Source organism: Streptomyces sp. NPDC048612 (assembly GCF_043199295.1).
GTDB lineage: Bacteria > Actinomycetota > Actinomycetes > Streptomycetales > Streptomycetaceae > Streptomyces.
On sequence record NZ_JBICVV010000021.1, the window covers coordinates 40010 to 56254 of the forward strand.

Genomic DNA, 16245 nt, shown 5'->3' on the forward strand with positions numbered 1-16245 from the left:
GCCCTGGGCGAAGGTGGAGAGCGGGTGGGCGTCGTCGGCGACGGGCTGGGACCAAACGAGGCCGGCAGCGAAGTGGAAGATGCTCGCGGCCAGCTCCTTGGCGTCGGCACGACCGGACGGCCAGGACGCTGGCAGTGGTTGCCCTCAGTCAGCGGTTATTGGGGCTCAGCAGCGTGGCGGCCGCGGCGATGAAGGCGACGGATGCTTGCTTGGCCGCATGCCGTCGTGCGTCCAGCTCGGCCCGGTCGGTGGCCTTGCGCAGCGCGTACGTGGCATCTGCGACCTGCTGGGCGTGGCCGGCCAGCTCAGGGATCAAGACCTGAAGGCGGATGTGGGGCGCGGTGATTGCCGCCCGGGTGTCGTGGGACCTCGTCTGGGCCTCCAGCTGATGCTCGGTGCCTGCCTCGGCTAGGGCCAGACGCTCCCGATGGAACATCGCCGAGCGGTGCGCGTCCAGGGCGGCCGCGAAGTCAGTGACGGCACCGAGCTGGTCCTGGCGGTGACTGTCGGCGCGCTCCTCGGCGCGGGCGGTGCGTGCCGAACGGTGCTGGAGGAGTCCGGCGGTCAGGGCACCGGCGAGGGTACCGAGTACAGCAACGATCGAAGGCCATATGGACATTAGGTGTTGGGTCCTCTCAGGTAGTCGGTTTCGGTGGTGAAATCGGTGGACAGCGAGGTACGCGGCGATGGCGCCGTCGGTGGGTGGGTTACGCCTGCGGCGCTCCGGACCTACCTTGGCGGTCTGCGACAGTCCTGGGGCCTGAGGGGCTCACCCGCTCACAAGCCAGCTGCCAGTCCCTGCTGGGCGGCCTGGCCGACCTCAACGAACGCAACACCTGGCTGACCTGGCGCATCACCCAGCTCGAACGACGGCTGTCCGAAACCCGCGGCCAGGACGCCTGGCGTGCCTCCGGGCTCGGTGCGCCCGGCGACATCGACGTCCTGTAACAGCAGGTGGCTCAACTTGAACTGCAAGTCGCCGACCTCAACCCTCAGTTCGCCGAACGCGACGAAGACCTGGAAGCTGCCGGGCCACCAACCGCGGGTGTATGACCAGCTCAACAGCGCCTCTCGCCGCCCCCGTTGCCCTGGAACCCAGTTATAACCGCCTAGGGCTGCTCGGTCGATCGCGGCTTTCGCTTTGGGGTGCGGGCGAGGCTCGTCTCAGCGAAGCCTGACCACCACCTTGCAGTCAGGCCGCACCGGTGTCGGATGGCTTGGCTACGGTTGCCGGATGCACGGATCGAAAGCGTCAGCCGGCATGCCCGCCTACCCCGGCGCATTGTTGCCTCTCTTGGCTACCGACGAGCGAGTCGTCGGCTTCTTTGCCGGGATCGCGGACCTCGACGCGACGAATCCCGCCGATCACGTGCTGGAGGACGGGGTCCGGCTCGCCTCCGGGGCCCGGCTGGAGCAGTTCGCACGGGCGGGCTCAGGGGACGCGTTCTGCTTCGTTGGTGAGGGCGGTGAGGAACGCCCCGTCGTCTACGTCAGCCTTGACGGTGAGGCTGGACCGCTTGCGGTCGGACTGCCGGAGTTGGTGCGGCTGTGTCTGGTGGCACCGTGGTGGCGGGATGCTCCCGGACGGACAGCCAGAGAACTTCAGGCGGTCGCCGGCGAGTACCGGCAGGACGTGCCCGACCTCGACCGGCGACGCGACCTTGCGGCCCGGGCGCTCGGTCTCGATCCGGCTGGACTGCCGTCCGAAGCGGCTGCTCTGGCCCGGCTCGCAGAGCTCTCCCGAGGACCAGTCGCCGCGGCCTGCCTCGTAGTCGGGTACGAGGGCGATCCGCTCGACCCCCTGTTCGGCGCCGCCCCCGACCAACCCTGACTGGCCAGGCCGGTTCAGTCGTCCACTGCCCGGACCGCAACCAGCGGGCCGGCGGCGAGCAGTCAAAGTTCAGTCACAGCAACGTGATCAACAGGGCGGAAACCAGCAGCGCGGTCTGGCCGGACCAGGACATCTGCAGCGGCAGGACGACCCAGACCAGCGCCAGCATCACCGCCATCACCAGGTGCAGTCGGTACTGGGCGACGTGCCGCAGGCACGCATCCCAGCACCGCCGCGGGCTCGCGCCATCGGCGATCTTTGCCGCCGACGGCGCCGCCTTTCCCTCGCCCTGGCGGTCCGATGACGTGGTCCGCGAGGTTGTGGCCGACAGCAAACACGGCCCACACCACGCCGAACGTCGCCAGGATGGCGATCTGATCGATGGAGGGCATCAGCGACCACCCACAGCAAAAAGCGGCCCCCGCCGCCCGGATGTCCGGGCGGCGGGGGCCGCTTCATATCTCAGGTGCGGTTGGTGACGAGTCGGAGTGCAGGCAGGGCGGCCTCATCCAGCAACAGCGCGGATTCCAGCACGTGCAGCTCCCTGACAACCAGGAACATCCGATCAGTCGGGGTCCGCGGCAAGTGCAGGTAGCCGGTGACGCGGAGCTGGTCGCCCGGGGCCAGGTCGTGAAGCACGGCGCGTGCCATCTCTGGGTCCGTGACGCTGCACGGTAAGACCACGTCGTCCATGGCTTCGTGTGTGGGGGAGAGGGTGAGGCGGAACCGTGCGGTCGATCCGATGGCGTCGCCGGGAATGGTCGGCTCATCCAGGAACCCGTCGAGCACCAGAAGGTCAGCGAACATCATGAGGAGACCTCCGGTGCGAGGTGGGGAAGTTGGAGAAGGACTTGTCCATGTACCACCTCTGCCCGGGCTGGGGTGGCCGACGGTCTCGCCGATGTGGTCGGCGAGGTTGACGGTCGGGATGGTCTCGCGCCCGGCTGGCGGGCGTACTCGGCGAGCGCCCTGCTGGTGGGCGGGACCGTGCCGTCCGGCCGGATCGCGATGTAGTGAACGCGGGGCCGGGTGTTGCGTGCCATGGTTCCTCCGTGTCGGACTGACGGGGCACCGTGCCGCACCGTCCCGGCCGGCCGGGACGGTGCGGCACGGTGCCTGGTCAGGCAGCGCCAGTGGTGAGGTCCGAGGCCAGGTACACCTCCTTGAAACCCTCCACCCGCAGCTGGTCAGTGGAGGGCAGCAGCTGGTGGTGCTCACGCACGATGTGCACGGACACCATGCGGTCGCGGCCGGCGTTCTGCGCCTCCACCGTGGCAAGCGGCACGTCGAAGAGCACCGCGACGGTGGGGCGCTGCCAGTAGCGGGCGCGGGCGATGAGCCCGGCCCTGACGTGGGCGTGGATGTTGGTGGAGTCCACCAGGACGGGCAGGCCGCGGGCCAGCCGGGCGTCCAGGAGCAGGTTCTGGATCTCGACGGCGACCGGTGTGGCCGACTGGTCGATTTCGGAGTCGGTGGCCAGGCGCCTGTAGGAGTCGAGGGACACGCGCCAGCTGTCGGGGTAGCGGGCGGCGAAGGTCGACTTTCCGCAGCCCGGCGGCCCGATCAGGGCGCACAACGCGTCGGCGGGGAGGTTCAGCTGGTTCATCAGGCTCCGTTCGGTGGTGAAGCGGAGGGCCTTGGCCGGGTGGCCGAGGCCGGTGGTGTGTCGAGGCCGAGAGGACTTGGCCACCGCACTGCCCCGACCTTCCCGGCCGCGGCGGAACGGGCAGCCCGCCAGGCGCCAGGGCCTGGAGCTGGATCTGCGTGAGGAGGCTGGCTTCCTCGTCGCGATCACCGGCGGTGGCCTACGCGGCGAGGAGGCCGGCGACGATGCAGGCGGCCCAGAGCTGGCGCATGGATTCAGGTACCCGGGGCAGCGGTGGTGCGGTCGCTTATGCGCCAGGCCCCGGCCTGCTGGCGCCCGACCGTCCGGCGCGGCAGCGAAGGGCCTGCCATGTCGTTGCGCCAGTTGTGGCGATGAAGGCAGCTGCGTTCTCCCATGCGTGGTGCCAGGACGCGTCGAGGTGGAAGGCGCCGTTCATGCCGTGGTCGGCGAGCTTGAAGAACCGGTGCTTGTGGCTCTTGCGCGCCAAGGTCTCCAGTATCGGCAGGTTCGGATATTCGACTGCGTGGAATAGCGTGCGGGAGATCACCGCGGGACAGCCAGACGACGCAGGGGCGGTGCCTGGTTCTGGCATCAATAGACTCCTCTCGTCAGCGCTCACGTTCGGGTGCTGCAGCCGAAAGCAGGGGGATGTGGTGTCGACGGTCGACGTGCAGAGGGTCTGGACGCCGTCCATAGCGGAACTCTGGGCGGGACGACGCCCTCTGTGGTGGACCGTTGGCCCGACGGGGGAGCTGGCTGTTCTGCTCGTCCATCGGCAGTGCCTACGCCGAAGCCGTTACGTGAAGGGTTGGGTGGGCTGGGGCCCGCAGGTCCCATTCGATGCGCTGCTCGTGATTCGCCAGGCTGACGGTTCGCTTCAACGGCGACCGATCAAGGACGTCCCGGTCAGGCCGAGCCACATCGCTCTTCTCCCGGAGGCCCGACTTCTCATCGCAGGCGGTCGAGCGAGTAAGGAGGAGTCGGGAGCATGGAGCCCGAACGCCGTGGTGTTCTCGTTGGAAAGTGGTGGCCAAGAGGCCACCTTCTGCATCGGCGACGACATCCCTGCTCTGGTGACCGATCGCGGGGGATCGATCTGGACGGCTTACGGAGACGAAGGCATCTACGGAGGGCATCCGGAGTCTGCAGCCGGTCTTGCCGGCTGGAGTGCCGATGGTCGGGCAACCTGGGCTCCGGAAGGTCGCCTTCCTGACGTGCCTTTGGAGGGATGCACCGCTGCCACCGAGGGGGACCGGGTCTGGCTGGTCTGGTATTCCGGCAGTCGGCGGGGAGGCACGTTCTTGACGCGGATCACCCCGTCGACCGGTGAGGTGACCAGTTGGCCCAGCCCCGTACGTGACCCGGACGGGTTCGCCGTGCGCGGCCATCGAGCGGTCCTGACCAAGCGCTTTCACAACCAGCGGTCAACCGAAGTGGTGCGAGCCGAGCTGGATGGTGATACCTGGGGTGTGACCGAGCGGCGCAAGATTCGAGTGCCCGGACGGGTGGTCATGCGCTGCGGTCAGGGTCGCGACGGTCTTCTATGGCTTCGCGCTGGCGACACGTGGCTTCGCATCGAAGCCTGATAGCGGCCGCGGCCGCGACCGCTGCCCTCCTCGCGCACGATGTGCGGGGCCCACGCGGTCGCGTCCGGTGTGGTCCCCATCCCTGGAGATGGGCTTCGCGGCGATCGTGTGGATCTGTTCCGCGGTCAGGTCCCCGACGTCCTGGTCGTACTTTCCTCACCAGGTCGTCGGGGCCCGGTCGTTCGTCACGGGCTGGCGGATCAGGCGGCGCAGAAGCTGGCTTCCCGCTGCGCGCCAGCCTTCGTCAATGGATTCCGCTTACCGGTCCGACTGTCGTTGGGGCGCGGTTGGATTCCCTCGGGTTAGGTGTGGTGCTGGGTCACCCGAGGAAGCGCATGGCCCAGGACAGGAGGGCCAGGACCACGAGACCGATCAGCACCTGGCGGCCAGTGATCTCTCGTACGCCTTTGCCGGGGGAGTCGCCCCCGTGTCGTGCGGCGTTGTGCGCTTCGAGCGCGGCGCCTGGCCCTTCCGGGCCGTGCGGGTACGCGCACTGGCACACCTCACACCAGAACATCGGGGACAAGGGGGTCCGCTCCCTTCTTCGGTCGGCCGCCGGTCGGCCGGCGCACGCCCCGGACCGGGGTCCGGGGCGTCTGCTGGTGGACCGGTAGGCCGCCTACCGGGGCGGTAGGCGGCGGGTAGGTCAACGGTAGTTATGCCTGGTCAGAAGCTTGGTAGGTCGGTAGTAGGCGGATTAGGTTGGACCCTTGGGTGGGCAGGGGAGTGAAGGACTGGGGAAGGTCCTCGCAGTGCACACCGGGGCGGTTACGGGTGGCCCCGTCCTTATCGGATGCGGGGGCCTTGACCCCATCCCGGATGGTGATCTGGTGGCCCTCCAGGAGGGCCCGCACATCGGCCATGCTGGGGCCTGCTGCCCCCTCCTTCTGGAGGCTCACCCAGAGCTCTCGGAGGTGTACTGCGGTGCCGCTTCCGGTGGGCTTCTTGATGCTTTCGCGCACCCAGTCGTAGACCCGGATTCGCTCCCGTTCGGCTTGCTCCTCAGGGGAGAGAACCGCCACTTCCCCACCGTCCGGCTCGACTTCCACTTTCCCGCTCCCCTGATCCTCTTCGTGATCTTCGGGGGATTCCGCTTCTGCGGCTTCCCCGTCCGCTCCACCGTGATGATCTTCGCCGTGGTGATCTTCTTCGTGATCGTCCGAGGCGCCGACGATTCCCCCGACGATCCAGGCGAGCACCACGAAGACGATCACCACGACGCCGGTCCCCCGTGCCGTGTCCAGGGGGTGGTCAGCCACCCACGACGCCGTGTCTGACACCAGGTCGACCACCGCGGGGATCATTGTCTTCGTCACGAACATGACGCCCATGCCGGCGATCAGGACACTGGCCACGATCACGTTGCCGGTCTCGGCCTTCTTCGCTGCCCCCTTCTTCTTCGCCGTCGGCTTCCGGCCGCGCTCCTTCGCCGGGGCCTTCGTCTTCGCGTCGTCGCCAGTGTCCCCCGCGGCGGCCGGGGCCGGGACAGCTTTTGCGCCCTTCGTCTTCCGAGCCGCGCCCATGGCGAACACCCAGCCGCGCCGGGTCAGGGTCCAGATGCCGCGGAAGATGACCACGGTTCCTGTCTTCACGTTGGCCAGGCCGGCGCGGTTGAAGACGGAGTACGCGCCCAGCTCGGGCCCGGTCATGAACCGCGGGCGCGGACCGGCGTTGGGCTCGGCGTCCTCGAGGACTTGGCCCCACCACGCCCGAAGGCGTGACGGCTGAGCCGCCACGCCTTCGTCGTCCACCAGGTCGTCGACCGCCACCAGCTCGACGACGCCCGCCAGGCCCTCGTCGTCCTCGCCCGGGTCCGGCTTGATCAAGTTCACGGCCATGTCAGCCCACCACCGTTCCGGAGATGTTGCTGATCATGTGCGTAAGCGTCGCGAACAGTCCCCCGGCCGCCGTGTACAGGGAAGGGAGCATGAGCGACACGACCCCGTTGCGGAGCTTGGACGGTTTGAGCCCGTACACGAGCAGGGACACCACGAGGGCGACGGCGCCCGCGCCGAAGTTGGCGCCGTTGCCGAAGCTGTTCTGGATCGCCTCGGACAGGCCGCCGCTCATGTCGTCAAGGAACGCGAAGGTCTCGCCGGCCTGGGCGTACAACTGGCCCGTCGCGAAGCCGGTGAGGATCACGCCTTCGTGACTCAGCTTGACCTTCCAGGCGCCCCGGGCGCCCAGGATCAGGAGGGCCGTCATCACGACCGCGCCGCCAGTGAAGCCGATGACCCCGAATACCTGATTCACGTCTCTTCTCTGCCTTCTCAGTTGGTGCCGTACAGGAGGAACGCCACGGTGGCCGTGGCGGCGGGAACGTGGGCGGCCCAAACAACGCCCTTCCAGGGCCACGTGCCGCCGTAGTGGCCGACCCAGCCGCGGACGAAGCGGTAAGCGATCTGGCACCCCAGCGCCACGCCGCCACCGACGACCCGCGAGGGGTCGGCCATGGTCAGGGCGGTGATCAGGGCAAGAGAGCTGACGAAGACGACGCCGCCGCCCTTGGTCCCGGTGGCCAGGCCCAGGACGCCGGCGCCCAGGGCGCACCCGGTCACAGGGATGGCGTACTGGGCGGAGTGAGCCATGAGGTCGGTAAGCCGGTCGTCCCAGCCCAGGCCCCAGCCCATGGCGTACGCGGTGCCGGCAAAGAGGACCTGACGGCCGCGGGGGTTGTTGACCAGGCCGCCGTCCTTCAGCCTGCTGCCGACCGGGCCGGCGTTCTTGACCGCGGCCGTGAACTGGCCGCCGGTCTTCCCGGTCGGCGCTGCGGCCTCGTCGCCGTCGCCGTCCTCGTCGCTGTCGCCGTCTGCCTCGTCGTCCTGGACGTCGGCGGCGAACTTCTTCTTCAACGACCACCACTTCTTCGCGGGGGCCTGGTCGTCGTCCTCGTCGGCCTGGTCGTCGGCCTGGTCGACGTCGTCCTTGTCTCTGGGGGCGTCCGGCGCGTGGCTGGGCTTCGGCGGCGTGGCCACCGGAGCGGGCGTTGCGGCTGCGGCCGGGATGTTCCCGGTGAAGGTGTCGACGTCCGCGGCGTCATCCCGGTAGACGTCGTTCCACCAGTCCTTCGCCGGCGCGGCCGGGACCGGGGCGGGCGCGGCGGCCGGTGCGATGTCGGTGTCCGGGTCGGCCACGTCCAGGGCCCGGTCGACGTCGGGCATGGTCGCCGCGGCCTCGGGCTCAGGGGCCGGCTCGGCGGCCGGGGCCGGGGCCGGGATCGTCGGCGCGGTCGACGTCGCCAGGACCTCGTCCAGATCCGCCAGGAAGTCGTCGACACCACGGGCCGGGGCCGCAGGCTCGGGCGCCGGTGCCTCGTCGATTGTGAGGGATTCGGCTTCGGCCTGATCGGTGCTCATGCCGCCCGCACCCCCCACCGCGCGTTCGCGTGGGGCATGGCGGTGCGCGTCATGCTCTCGTCCGAGCCCGGCTCCGTGAGGGTGCTGCCCTGAGTCGCCGTCAGGGCGGGGCGCCGGGGCGCACAGCCGAAGGCGGTGGGGAGCTGGTCCCCGACGATCTGGCGGACGTCAATGGGCGCGTGGTCCGGGTTGTTGGGGCGGGAGGAGGCAAGGGGGTGCCGCAGCATGGGGTATCGCTCCATGGTCTGGGGGCGTTCTGAACGTATGGGCGGTGACAGGGCGTGGCCAGCGGCGGAACTCTGTCCCTCGCTCCCCCGGGGCACCTGGGGGAGGGGATGACCTGCCTACCGCCACCGACTACCAGCTACCGGCGGCCTACTGGCTGCGCGGAGCGAGCCGATCAAGGCGGGACCTCAGTCATGACGCGCCTTTTGAGCGGCGCTGTGGGCGCGGCCGTCGATCGCGACCTGCAGGCGGGCCTGCGTGTGGCGCTCGTCGTCGTCGGGCCGGGCAGGGGACGGGAGGATCGGCTCGGCCGGCTCGAAGGCGAACGGCAGCCGCGTGGGCTGCGCGGGGACAGCCGGCCGGAGCGAGGCGGGGTGGCCGGGCAGCAGGGTCCGGGTGGCCGGTGCGGTGGCGGCGGCGAGACGGCGCAGGTGCCGCAGGCGGCGGGGACGGCGGATCAGCAGGCAGGCAAACAAGGCGTTCTCCAATGCAGATAGAGGCGGGCCCGCACCCAGAGAGAGGTGCGGGCCCGCAGCAACGTCGGCGGGTAGTCAGGTGGCGCGTTTGCGGTACGGCATGGCGACGCGGAACCCGCAGGTGGCGGCGAGGGCGCAGCCCTGACAGACCTCCGCGGCCTCGAGGCGGACCTTGAGCGGTGCGCGGGCGCTGGAGGCCCGGTCGAACAGGGCTGCCTTGGGCTTGCAGGCGGCGGTGCCGGCGCTGGTTGGCTGCACGGTAGCCACAGCCTTGAGGGTGCGGCGGTCGCGCCGTGCGGCCTCGGTCTTGAGGTCCTTGTTCACCGTCGCCACCAGCTTCCGTGGTCCTGGCGGGCACGCTCAGCGTCCTCCCACGCCTGGCCCTGGCGGTCAGCAGCGGCCGCGCTGCGGTGGTGGCCCTGGCGGCGCTTGCGGGCGGCCCGCTCGGAGGCCGACTCGTGCTCGCTGTAGGTCGTGGAGGCCATCTGCTTGTCGTTGCCGACGATGCCGAAGAACGCCATCAGCTGCCCCCGTTCTTCGTCGGCTTCGGGGTGGCGGGGACCGGCTTGGGCTCGGTCTTGAAGTGGCCGCCGCGGGACGCCTGGTAGGTCGTCTCAAAGCGGGGGTCGGGGCGGCTTCCGGGCGTGATGGGGATGGGGCGCAGTGCCATGCTGGGTCAGCTCCTTGAATGGGAGAGACCGTGCGGCGGCCGGGCCCTGGAAAGCGGGCCGCCGCACGGTGGGTGAAGAGCCGTGCGCCCGGTCAGGCCCTGGAAAGCGGACCGGGCGCACGGTGGCCGTCTGGCGGCCGTGGCCGGCCCCACACCCGCACACGGGATGCGGTTGGGGCCGACACCGGTCGGCAGGAGTGGTGTCTGCGAATTTCGACGAGGAGTTTCTCGTCCGGCCTGACGCCACCGGATGGTGATCAGGTCAGGTACTTGTCCGCGTCCTCGGGCCGCAGCAGGCCGGTCTGGGAGAGCAGCCGGATCGCGCGGGGCTGGTTGACGGAGAGCTCCGTCCGGACGCGGCTGATGTTGACGAAGCCGTCCCTCTCGCGCGGCAGAGCCTGTACGAGCGGGAGCAGTTCAGCGTCCGTACGGGCGGGCGTGGTCGTACCGGTACGGGTGGCGGTGGCCATCGCGGTGGTACGCGAGCGGGCCTGGGCCGTACTGGTACGCCCGCTCGGTACACCGTCCAGAGGAGCCGTACGGGCGGTGGCCGTACTGGTACGTGCCCCGCCCTCGTACGCGGCAGCGCTGGTACGGCCAGAGTGCCCTGTACTAGTACGCGCGGCCCCGTTCAGGGTGGCCTGTACGCCGCTTGTACGGTCGCTGTACGTGCCGGTCAGGCCCGCATTCGCCTCCGCCGGGGCGGTGTCGTGCGCGGTGCCTGGTACAGGCTCTGTACGAGCAGTGGCGGTGACTGTCCGAGCGGGCGGCGTACTAGCTGACGGACCGTACGAGTCCGTACCGGACGGGGTGGTACGGGCGTGCTGCGTACCGGCCGGGCCATCCTGTCGGGCAGCTGTACTGGTACGTCCGTCCGTCCCGGTCGTGGTGTCCGTACCACCACCGTGTCCACCGTGTCCGTCCGTACCGGCGTCGTGCATGAGCGTGTGGACGCGCCAGACGACGACCACGAAGATCAGCACGACGAACGTTGTCAGAGGCCACGGTGCCGGTTGTCCCTCGGGCACGAGGTGCGCCTGCTCCGACAGGTGGAAGACCACGTTGGCCGACGCCATCAGCGCGAGCGCGTACGGGATGTCCTGCTTGGCCCGGAACGCGGTGACGCAGTAGACGTCGATGGAGACCGGCAGGAGCGGGGCGACGTACTTGTTGATGCCGACCATGTGGGCCAGCCCGTGCTCGCCGGAGGCGGCGAGGCCGATGCCGGCGGCCAGCGCGATCCACGGGGCCATCGCCCACGCCTTGCTGCTGAGCTTGTGGTGCCAGCCGCGCCAGCGGGAGTTGGCCCGCTTGGCCTCCCGGGCCTCCTCCAGCATCCGGCGGGCCCTGGCCTCGTCGGCCAGGGCCCGTTCGGTGATGCCGCGCGCCTTCTTCTCCGCGTCCGAGGTGATGCGGTCGGCCTCCTTCTGAGCGGCCTCCCGCAGTTCCTGGGCGACGGTCTTGGCCTCGTCCCGCAGCCGCTCACGCTGCGTCTCGCAGGCCGCCTTGAGCGTGCTGAGTTCGTCGGCGAGGGCCTTGCGCTTGCCAGCCGCCTCCGCGTCGAACTCGTCGGTGAGCTTGCGCAGCCGCTCGCTCAGAGCTGCCCTGGCCTGGTCCACCTCGGTGTGCGCGGCCGCGGTGTGGCTGTCGGCCTCGCGGCGCCGGTCGTCGGCGGCCGCGACCGCATCCGCGTACAGCTTCTCGGCCTCCGCACGCCGGGCGTCGTACTGACCGGCCGAGGTCTGGGCGAGCTCGGCGAACCGCTTACGGGCCTGCTCCAGTTCGCGGCGGGCGGCGGTGACCAGCTCGTCGGCCTGCTCCTGCGCCCGGCCAAGGAGGGCACCGGCCTGCTGGCGCCGCTCCTCGACCAACTCGCTGACCTCGGCAAGGTCGGCCTCCGCCAAGCGGCGCAGCTCGGCGACGGCCTTGCCCGCCGCGTCGCGGTCGGTGGCAGCCAGCTCGGTGAGGTCAGCGGCCTGCACGCGGGCCTCGGCCACCAGGTCTTCGGCACGGTCGCGAGCCGTGTCCAGCACCCGACGGGCCTCGACCGTGGCCTGCTCCGTCAGCTCCGCCGCCCGCGTCCGCGCCTCGGCCACCAATGCCTCGGCCTGGCGGGTGGCATTGCCCTCGATCGCCTCGCCAGCCCGGTCGGCGCGGTTGCGGTAGCGGGCCGCGGCCGCGCGGGCCGCGGTGACGGCGGACTTCGCCTCCCGGCGCGCCTCCTCGCGGATCAGCTGCCCATCGCGGTCGGCGGCTTCAGCGGCCTGGCGCAGACGGCAGCCGGCTTCCTCCGCCACCTCCACCAGGACCTGCCGGGCCTGCGCCCTGGCGTCCCGGCGCAGGTGCCGGGCCTGGGTGCGGGCCCGGCAGGTCAGCTCCTGCGCCTGGGCCCGGGCGTCGGCGAGGAGTTGCTCGCCGTGATCCGTGGCGCGCTGCGTGGCCGCTGCAGCGGCGCGGTCGGCACGGTTACGGTGCCAGGCCGCGGCCGCGCGGGCCGAGGTGGTGGTGTCCTTCGCCTGCCGGCGTGCCTCATCGTGGATCGCCTGGGCGTCGCGGACGGCTTCGGCTCGCGTGGCAGCAGCGTCGATGGTGGCGTCGCGCCGGGCGGCCTCGCGGGCGAGGTCACAGTCGTCGGCGGCCCGGTCCCGGACATCGGCAGCGTTCTCGAACGCGGCGTCGTGCAGGGTGGCGGCGGTCTCGTGTGCCAGGTCCACGAGGTCGGCGGCCCGGTCGTGGGCATCCGCGTCACGCTCAACAGCCGTACCGATGAGGGAGGCCGCGGTCTGCCGGGCGCTGTCGATGAGGTCGGCGGTGCGGTCGCGGGTGTCCGCGGCCTGCGCGTCGGCCTCCGGCCACGCAACGGGCACCACCGGCTTCTGTGGGGCAGCCGGAGCGGACGGGCGCCGCGCCGGCGCCGTTGCCGTCCTCTTTGCGGCGGCGGTCGTCTTCTTCGCCGCGTTCTTGTTCTTGGTGGGCGGCTTGTTCTTGGTGCGGGTCGCGGTGCGCGCGGGCATGCCTTTCCTCTTTTCGTGCAGCGGATGGACGGCTGTCCGGCTCCCCATGACTCGGCCCCTCCCGCCGGGTGGTGGGAGGGGCCGAGCAGGCAACCGTCAGACGCGGTGCGGGTTGGGTGGTCGGTCAGTCGCGCTGGGCGGGCAGCTTGCTGCGGTCCTGCGCGAGGTGCCGGCGCAGCCAGGCGACGGCGGCCGGGCTCATCGCCCCGGCGTCCGGCTCGGCGAGCGGCGCGGTGTCGATGTCGGCCATCGCGTCGGCCGACGGGAGCAGCCGCATGTAGTCGGGGTCGACCCCGCCGACGTGACGGTTGGCGCTCAGCTCGACCAGGTCACAGAAGACCTTTCCGGTACCGGCGTGCCGCCAGACCCGTTCCACCCGGCCGACGAACGTGTGGCCGGGCTGCCCCAGCCAGAACCGGCGGGCGTCGCGGTAGAGGACGAAGTCATCCTGCGTGTAGGTGGTCTGCGGCCGGGTGGCCCTTCCCTGGAGCTGCTGGCTCATGTGATCTCCTCGTGTCGGTGGACCGGCCTCAGGCCGGTGGAGTCCGGGCTGTCCGGCTCCCCGCCGCCCTGCCCGTCAGTGACGGGCAGGGGAGGCAGCCGCCAGGCCGGCTACTCGTCAGCCGCCGGGTCGTAGTGGTCGGCGATGGTCAGCGGGGTGATGACGTAGCCGGTGGGCTCCGGAGCACCGCCCCGCCCGAACAGATGCGCCTCGACCGGGCTGAGCGGGTCGTCCAGGTCATCCGCGAGCCAGACCGGCAACGCGCCGGGCTCGTCACGAACGAGCAGGTCGGTGACGTGCGCGCGGGCCGCCTCGGGGGTGCTGTAGTGGCCCAGCGGCAGGGCCCCGTGGGAGGGGCGGTAGACGGTGACCTCCGGGAGCGCGACGGTCGTGTCGTCCCTCTCCCAGGCGGTGCAGTGGGTCTGCACGCCCTGGGCGTCCTGGATGGTGATCGCCCAGCCCGCGTCCCAGCCGATCGCCGCGAGGGCGTCCGGGCCGTAGTGGATGCCGGCGACGCGGTAGACCGTGTCCCAGTACGCGGTGTGGTAGATCCCGCCGATGACGCGCGGGCCGACCTCGGCGGCGAAGACCTGGCGGGCCTCATCAGCAGACAGGCGGGCCTGCACGGCCCCCTTCGGCTTCGGCGGGGTGTTGGGGTGTTCCATGGCGATGTCCCTGTGACGGTGAGGTTCTGGGGTGAAGGTCACGGACCCAGTGGCCGGCCTCCCACGCGCCCGCCGCCGCCGAACTTGCGGCGGCGAGCAGCGTGAGAGCCAGCGGGTGAGCAAGTCCGTGACGCGTAAGGGCCCGCGCCGCCAACTGCTGGCCGGCGCGGGCACGACGTATCGGGTGGTCGGGCACGGGCTCCTGCCGGGTGGTGAAGTGCGGCCGGCAGCGCGGTGGCCTCAGCCGCTCAAGACGGCTGGCCTTCCGCGCCGCCCGCAGCTGGTACCGGCTACAGCGAGCCGCCGGGCTCTCGACGAGGCAGCAGCGGCAGCTGGTCGGTGGCGTCCGGTGCCCGTTCGTGCTGAGGCTCGGGCTCGCTCACCGGCTACCGCCCTGGAGCTGTGCCGCACGAGCCTTCGCAGCCTCGGCGGCCGCGGCGGCCTGCCGGGCCTGCTCGACGCGCTGCTGGGCGAGGGCGTCCGCTGCCTGCTGGTCGGCAATCTCGCTCATCAGGCCACACCCCGCATCCCGGGACGGCCGGCCGCACGGGCGTCGCCCTCGGCCACCAGGCGCAGCAACAGAGCATTCAGGCGCTGCTCCGCGCCGGCCATCTGGGCGCGGCGGGCCTTCCAGGCGTCGAGACGCCGGACGGCGTCCTCGGCCTCGTAGCCGCGGCTGTCGTCGTCGCGCTCGATGTCGTCGATGACACCCCCGGTCGGGGCGGTGATCACGCATGCGATGCTGGTCATTCAGGGCCTCCCACTTAGGTCCTGGTACTGACAGCCCCCGGTCGCACCCGGGGGCTGTCGCCGTTGACTGCCGTACGAGCAGCCACGGCCGCCACCACCGTGTGGTGGCGACTGTGGTGGCTCGTCTCAGGCAGACCGCATCAACGGGCCGCTGCGCAGGTGGTTCTGGGCGATGCCGGTCATACGCGCGGTGAGCCGGCGGCCGACCTTGCAGGGCTCGCCGTTCGTGCACGGGGTGCAGGTGGCGCGGTGGTCCCGGAGAGCGGTGCGCAGCTGGCCGTAGATCGGGGCCGCGGGGGCGGCGGCGATCTGGGTAGTGCGACGGATCTGCTGCCGCAGCTCGACCACGCGGGCGCAGCGGCCGACCTTGCAACGGGTGCAGTCACTCTGCTGGTGCTCGGCGAGCTGCTCGCGCAAGGGCCGCGTGGCGGCGGGCATCTGGGCGGCTGCGGGCGCGACCTGCGGGCGGGGCTTGCGGATCGGACGGGCGGTGCGGCGTCCGGCCGCCGTGGTCTCGGCGGCGAGCAGCTGCTCGCCCCACTCCTCGGGGGTGATGTCGATGTCGATGCGCTGCGCGCTGCCGGAGCAGCGGCGGCCGGTCGACGGCTTGTGCGGTGCGGTGTCGTCGCGGTAGCGACGGAGGCCGTCCTTCGGCACTGCGACGCCGTCGCGGTGCGGCATGATCATCGACCTTGTGAGGCGGTGCCAGGTCCGGCAGTCGGGGCAGACCGCCATGCGGGGTTCGTTCTCACGGAGATTGAGGTGCTCGGGCCGCATCTGGCTGGCCAGGATCGGGGCACGTCCGTTGTGACGCATCTTCTGTCTCCCTTGCTGTTGCGTTCTCCGCCGGCCACGAGCTGGACGAGGTCCTGCTCCTGGTCGACGGGCAGCGCAACGGCTGCGGGTGGCTCACCTGGCTGTGCTCCGGGGGACCGCGTCGAACTCGTCACCCCGGCCGCGCGTGGAAGCGGCGGTCAGCCAGACATATGGAGTTGAGGGGAGTGGACCTTGGGTCCGGCTCCCTCATCCGGCACCGCCGCGGGGCAGTTCCGGGTGGGGGAGCCGGGTCCGTGAGGACCCAGCAGAGCTAGGCCACAAGCGGCAGGGCCTCAGTTGCCTGCGGCGCGATGCGCAACTGCGCGGCGTAGGGGAGGAGCACATCGACCAGACGCTCGCGCACGCGGGCGGTGATGGTCGGGTCCGCCGCGACGATGTCCAGCGCCGCATCCCGGCGTGCCCCGAACGCCGCGACGACCTCGGCGCGAGCCTTGGTCTTGCCCGTCGTCACCGCGGCTGCGGCATCCCATCTGGCCAGCTCGTCCGTAGTCACCAGCCCGTACATCTCCAGCGGCGTGCCGAACGCGATGTCCAGGTCGACGTCGAAATCGGGGAGCGGCACCTCGATCGTCTCCAGGAGCGCGAGCGTCTCGGCGTCGAACACTTCGGTGGCGAGGCCAGCGGCCGGGCGGCGGGTGAGGTTCATGGGTGGTGCTCCTTTCGGAGTGGATCTCTGAGGAGGTCCCGATGACGGCAGACAGAGCTGCCACAAGCGGCGCTCACGCAA

The 16245-nt window shown here is 70.9% G+C and carries 25 protein-coding genes; 4 read left to right on the forward strand and 21 right to left on the reverse strand.

Annotation, left to right across the window (positions count from 1 at the left end):
* Positions 1-148: 148 nt before the first annotated feature.
* Positions 149-619, reverse strand: coding sequence for a hypothetical protein (locus ACGFN2_RS26985; protein ID WP_393364786.1), 471 nt, complete (start codon positions 617-619; stop codon positions 149-151).
* A gap of 83 nt (positions 620-702) precedes the next feature.
* Between ACGFN2_RS26985 and ACGFN2_RS26990 the strand changes: the two genes are divergently transcribed.
* Positions 703-948 carry a hypothetical protein gene (locus ACGFN2_RS26990; RefSeq protein ID WP_393364789.1) on the forward strand — a complete coding sequence of 82 codons (246 nt, stop codon included), beginning with the start codon at positions 703-705 and terminating at the stop codon, positions 946-948.
* 346 nt (positions 949-1294) lie between these two features.
* Positions 1295-1831: a hypothetical protein gene (locus ACGFN2_RS26995; protein WP_393364793.1), complete on the forward strand. Its 537-nt coding sequence runs from the start codon at positions 1295-1297 to the stop codon at positions 1829-1831.
* Positions 1832-1904: 73 nt separating this feature from the next.
* Here the strand turns inward: ACGFN2_RS26995 and ACGFN2_RS27000 are convergent, their stop codons facing one another.
* Both ACGFN2_RS27000 and ACGFN2_RS27005 read right to left on the reverse strand, forming a co-directional pair.
* Positions 1905-2165, reverse strand: coding sequence for a hypothetical protein (locus ACGFN2_RS27000; RefSeq protein WP_393364796.1), 261 nt, complete (start codon positions 2163-2165; stop codon positions 1905-1907).
* Between the two features lie 128 nt (positions 2166-2293).
* Positions 2294-2641, reverse strand: coding sequence for a hypothetical protein (locus tag ACGFN2_RS27005; RefSeq protein ID WP_393364799.1), 348 nt, complete (start codon positions 2639-2641; stop codon positions 2294-2296).
* A 72-nt stretch (positions 2642-2713) separates the two neighbouring features.
* Here ACGFN2_RS27005 and ACGFN2_RS27010 point away from each other — a divergent pair, with 72 nt between their 5' ends.
* Positions 2714-2845, forward strand: coding sequence for a hypothetical protein (locus ACGFN2_RS27010; protein WP_393364802.1), 132 nt, complete (start codon positions 2714-2716; stop codon positions 2843-2845).
* Positions 2846-2951: 106 nt separating this feature from the next.
* On the opposite strand, the gene ACGFN2_RS27015 is transcribed toward ACGFN2_RS27010, so the two are convergent.
* Together ACGFN2_RS27015 and ACGFN2_RS27020 are read right to left on the reverse strand one after the other, a co-directional pair.
* Entirely contained in the window at positions 2952-3521 is a 570-nt protein-coding gene (locus ACGFN2_RS27015) for an AAA family ATPase (protein ID WP_393364805.1), read from the reverse strand.
* A 202-nt stretch (positions 3522-3723) separates the two neighbouring features.
* The gene (locus ACGFN2_RS27020) at positions 3724-4131 is read right to left on the reverse strand and encodes a hypothetical protein (protein WP_393364808.1); all 408 of its coding nucleotides are present in this window, start codon (positions 4129-4131) and stop codon (positions 3724-3726) included.
* Between the two features lie 310 nt (positions 4132-4441).
* Between ACGFN2_RS27020 and ACGFN2_RS27025 the strand changes: the two genes are divergently transcribed.
* A complete protein-coding gene (locus tag ACGFN2_RS27025; RefSeq protein ID WP_393364811.1) occupies positions 4442-5023 on the forward strand; it encodes a hypothetical protein in 582 nt (193 codons plus the stop codon).
* Between the two features lie 319 nt (positions 5024-5342).
* Here ACGFN2_RS27025 and ACGFN2_RS27030 read toward each other — a convergent pair whose 3' ends face one another.
* The 16 genes from ACGFN2_RS27030 to ACGFN2_RS27105 form a co-directional block, all read right to left on the reverse strand.
* Positions 5343-5540 (reverse strand): hypothetical protein, encoded by a 198-nt coding sequence (locus tag ACGFN2_RS27030; protein ID WP_393365087.1) that lies wholly within the window; start codon positions 5538-5540, stop codon positions 5343-5345.
* A 139-nt stretch (positions 5541-5679) separates the two neighbouring features.
* Positions 5680-6861, reverse strand: coding sequence for a hypothetical protein (locus tag ACGFN2_RS27035; protein ID WP_393364814.1), 1182 nt, complete (start codon positions 6859-6861; stop codon positions 5680-5682).
* Between the two features lies 1 nt (position 6862).
* Complete coding sequence (locus ACGFN2_RS27040; RefSeq protein WP_393364817.1) at positions 6863-7276, reverse strand: hypothetical protein; 414 nt, start codon at positions 7274-7276, stop codon at positions 6863-6865.
* 17 nt (positions 7277-7293) lie between these two features.
* Positions 7294-8379: a hypothetical protein gene (locus ACGFN2_RS27045; RefSeq protein ID WP_393364820.1), complete on the reverse strand. Its 1086-nt coding sequence runs from the start codon at positions 8377-8379 to the stop codon at positions 7294-7296.
* Positions 8376-8606 carry a hypothetical protein gene (locus ACGFN2_RS27050; RefSeq protein WP_393364823.1) on the reverse strand — a complete coding sequence of 77 codons (231 nt, stop codon included), beginning with the start codon at positions 8604-8606 and terminating at the stop codon, positions 8376-8378. Before ACGFN2_RS27050 ends, ACGFN2_RS27045 begins: the two co-directional genes overlap by 4 nt.
* A gap of 186 nt (positions 8607-8792) precedes the next feature.
* Positions 8793-9080: a hypothetical protein gene (locus ACGFN2_RS27055; RefSeq protein ID WP_393364826.1), complete on the reverse strand. Its 288-nt coding sequence runs from the start codon at positions 9078-9080 to the stop codon at positions 8793-8795.
* Between the two features lie 75 nt (positions 9081-9155).
* The gene (locus tag ACGFN2_RS27060; protein WP_393364829.1) at positions 9156-9413 is read right to left on the reverse strand and encodes a hypothetical protein; all 258 of its coding nucleotides are present in this window, start codon (positions 9411-9413) and stop codon (positions 9156-9158) included.
* Positions 9401-9601 (reverse strand): hypothetical protein, encoded by a 201-nt coding sequence (locus ACGFN2_RS27065; RefSeq protein ID WP_393364832.1) that lies wholly within the window; start codon positions 9599-9601, stop codon positions 9401-9403. The genes ACGFN2_RS27060 and ACGFN2_RS27065 overlap by 13 nt, the downstream gene beginning before the upstream one ends.
* On the reverse strand, positions 9601-9750 hold the full coding sequence (locus ACGFN2_RS27070; RefSeq protein ID WP_393364835.1) for a hypothetical protein: 150 nt from the start codon (positions 9748-9750) through the stop codon (positions 9601-9603). The genes ACGFN2_RS27065 and ACGFN2_RS27070 overlap by 1 nt, the downstream gene beginning before the upstream one ends.
* Positions 9751-10007: 257 nt before the next feature.
* Entirely contained in the window at positions 10008-12764 is a 2757-nt protein-coding gene (locus ACGFN2_RS27075; RefSeq protein ID WP_393364838.1) for a hypothetical protein, read from the reverse strand.
* 124 nt (positions 12765-12888) lie between these two features.
* Positions 12889-13266 (reverse strand): hypothetical protein, encoded by a 378-nt coding sequence (locus ACGFN2_RS27080; protein WP_393364841.1) that lies wholly within the window; start codon positions 13264-13266, stop codon positions 12889-12891.
* A gap of 110 nt (positions 13267-13376) precedes the next feature.
* Complete coding sequence (locus ACGFN2_RS27085) at positions 13377-13931, reverse strand: hypothetical protein (RefSeq protein ID WP_393364844.1); 555 nt, start codon at positions 13929-13931, stop codon at positions 13377-13379.
* 379 nt (positions 13932-14310) lie between these two features.
* Complete coding sequence (locus tag ACGFN2_RS27090; RefSeq protein WP_393364847.1) at positions 14311-14442, reverse strand: hypothetical protein; 132 nt, start codon at positions 14440-14442, stop codon at positions 14311-14313.
* Entirely contained in the window at positions 14442-14681 is a 240-nt protein-coding gene (locus tag ACGFN2_RS27095) for a hypothetical protein (protein WP_393364850.1), read from the reverse strand. Before ACGFN2_RS27095 ends, ACGFN2_RS27090 begins: the two co-directional genes overlap by 1 nt.
* A gap of 126 nt (positions 14682-14807) precedes the next feature.
* A complete protein-coding gene (locus ACGFN2_RS27100; RefSeq protein ID WP_393364853.1) occupies positions 14808-15497 on the reverse strand; it encodes a hypothetical protein in 690 nt (229 codons plus the stop codon).
* 271 nt (positions 15498-15768) lie between these two features.
* A complete protein-coding gene (locus ACGFN2_RS27105) occupies positions 15769-16164 on the reverse strand; it encodes a hypothetical protein (RefSeq protein ID WP_393364856.1) in 396 nt (131 codons plus the stop codon).
* Positions 16165-16245 lie beyond the last annotated feature (81 nt).

Coding starts and splice junctions, on each gene's coding strand:
- ACGFN2_RS27035 (WP_393364814.1), bottom strand. CDS start 6,861: ATGGCCGTGAACTTGATCAAGCCGGACCCGGGCGAGGACGACGAGGGC.
- ACGFN2_RS27075 (WP_393364838.1), bottom strand. CDS start 12,764: ATGCCCGCGCGCACCGCGACCCGCACCAAGAACAAGCCGCCCACCAAG.
- ACGFN2_RS27095 (WP_393364850.1), bottom strand. CDS start 14,681: ATGACCAGCATCGCATGCGTGATCACCGCCCCGACCGGGGGTGTCATC.
- ACGFN2_RS27030 (WP_393365087.1), bottom strand. CDS start 5,540: ATGTTCTGGTGTGAGGTGTGCCAGTGCGCGTACCCGCACGGCCCGGAA.
- ACGFN2_RS27080 (WP_393364841.1), bottom strand. CDS start 13,266: ATGAGCCAGCAGCTCCAGGGAAGGGCCACCCGGCCGCAGACCACCTAC.
- ACGFN2_RS27105 (WP_393364856.1), bottom strand. CDS start 16,164: ATGAACCTCACCCGCCGCCCGGCCGCTGGCCTCGCCACCGAAGTGTTC.
- ACGFN2_RS27050 (WP_393364823.1), bottom strand. CDS start 8,606: ATGCTGCGGCACCCCCTTGCCTCCTCCCGCCCCAACAACCCGGACCAC.
- ACGFN2_RS27005 (WP_393364799.1), bottom strand. CDS start 2,641: ATGATGTTCGCTGACCTTCTGGTGCTCGACGGGTTCCTGGATGAGCCG.
- ACGFN2_RS27090 (WP_393364847.1), bottom strand. CDS start 14,442: ATGAGCGAGATTGCCGACCAGCAGGCAGCGGACGCCCTCGCCCAGCAG.
- ACGFN2_RS27085 (WP_393364844.1), bottom strand. CDS start 13,931: ATGGAACACCCCAACACCCCGCCGAAGCCGAAGGGGGCCGTGCAGGCC.
- ACGFN2_RS26985 (WP_393364786.1), bottom strand. CDS start 619: ATGTCCATATGGCCTTCGATCGTTGCTGTACTCGGTACCCTCGCCGGT.
- ACGFN2_RS27020 (WP_393364808.1), bottom strand. CDS start 4,131: ATGGACGGCGTCCAGACCCTCTGCACGTCGACCGTCGACACCACATCC.
- ACGFN2_RS27070 (WP_393364835.1), bottom strand. CDS start 9,750: ATGGCACTGCGCCCCATCCCCATCACGCCCGGAAGCCGCCCCGACCCC.
- ACGFN2_RS27045 (WP_393364820.1), bottom strand. CDS start 8,379: ATGAGCACCGATCAGGCCGAAGCCGAATCCCTCACAATCGACGAGGCA.
- ACGFN2_RS27065 (WP_393364832.1), bottom strand. CDS start 9,601: ATGGCGTTCTTCGGCATCGTCGGCAACGACAAGCAGATGGCCTCCACG.
- ACGFN2_RS27100 (WP_393364853.1), bottom strand. CDS start 15,497: ATGCGTCACAACGGACGTGCCCCGATCCTGGCCAGCCAGATGCGGCCC.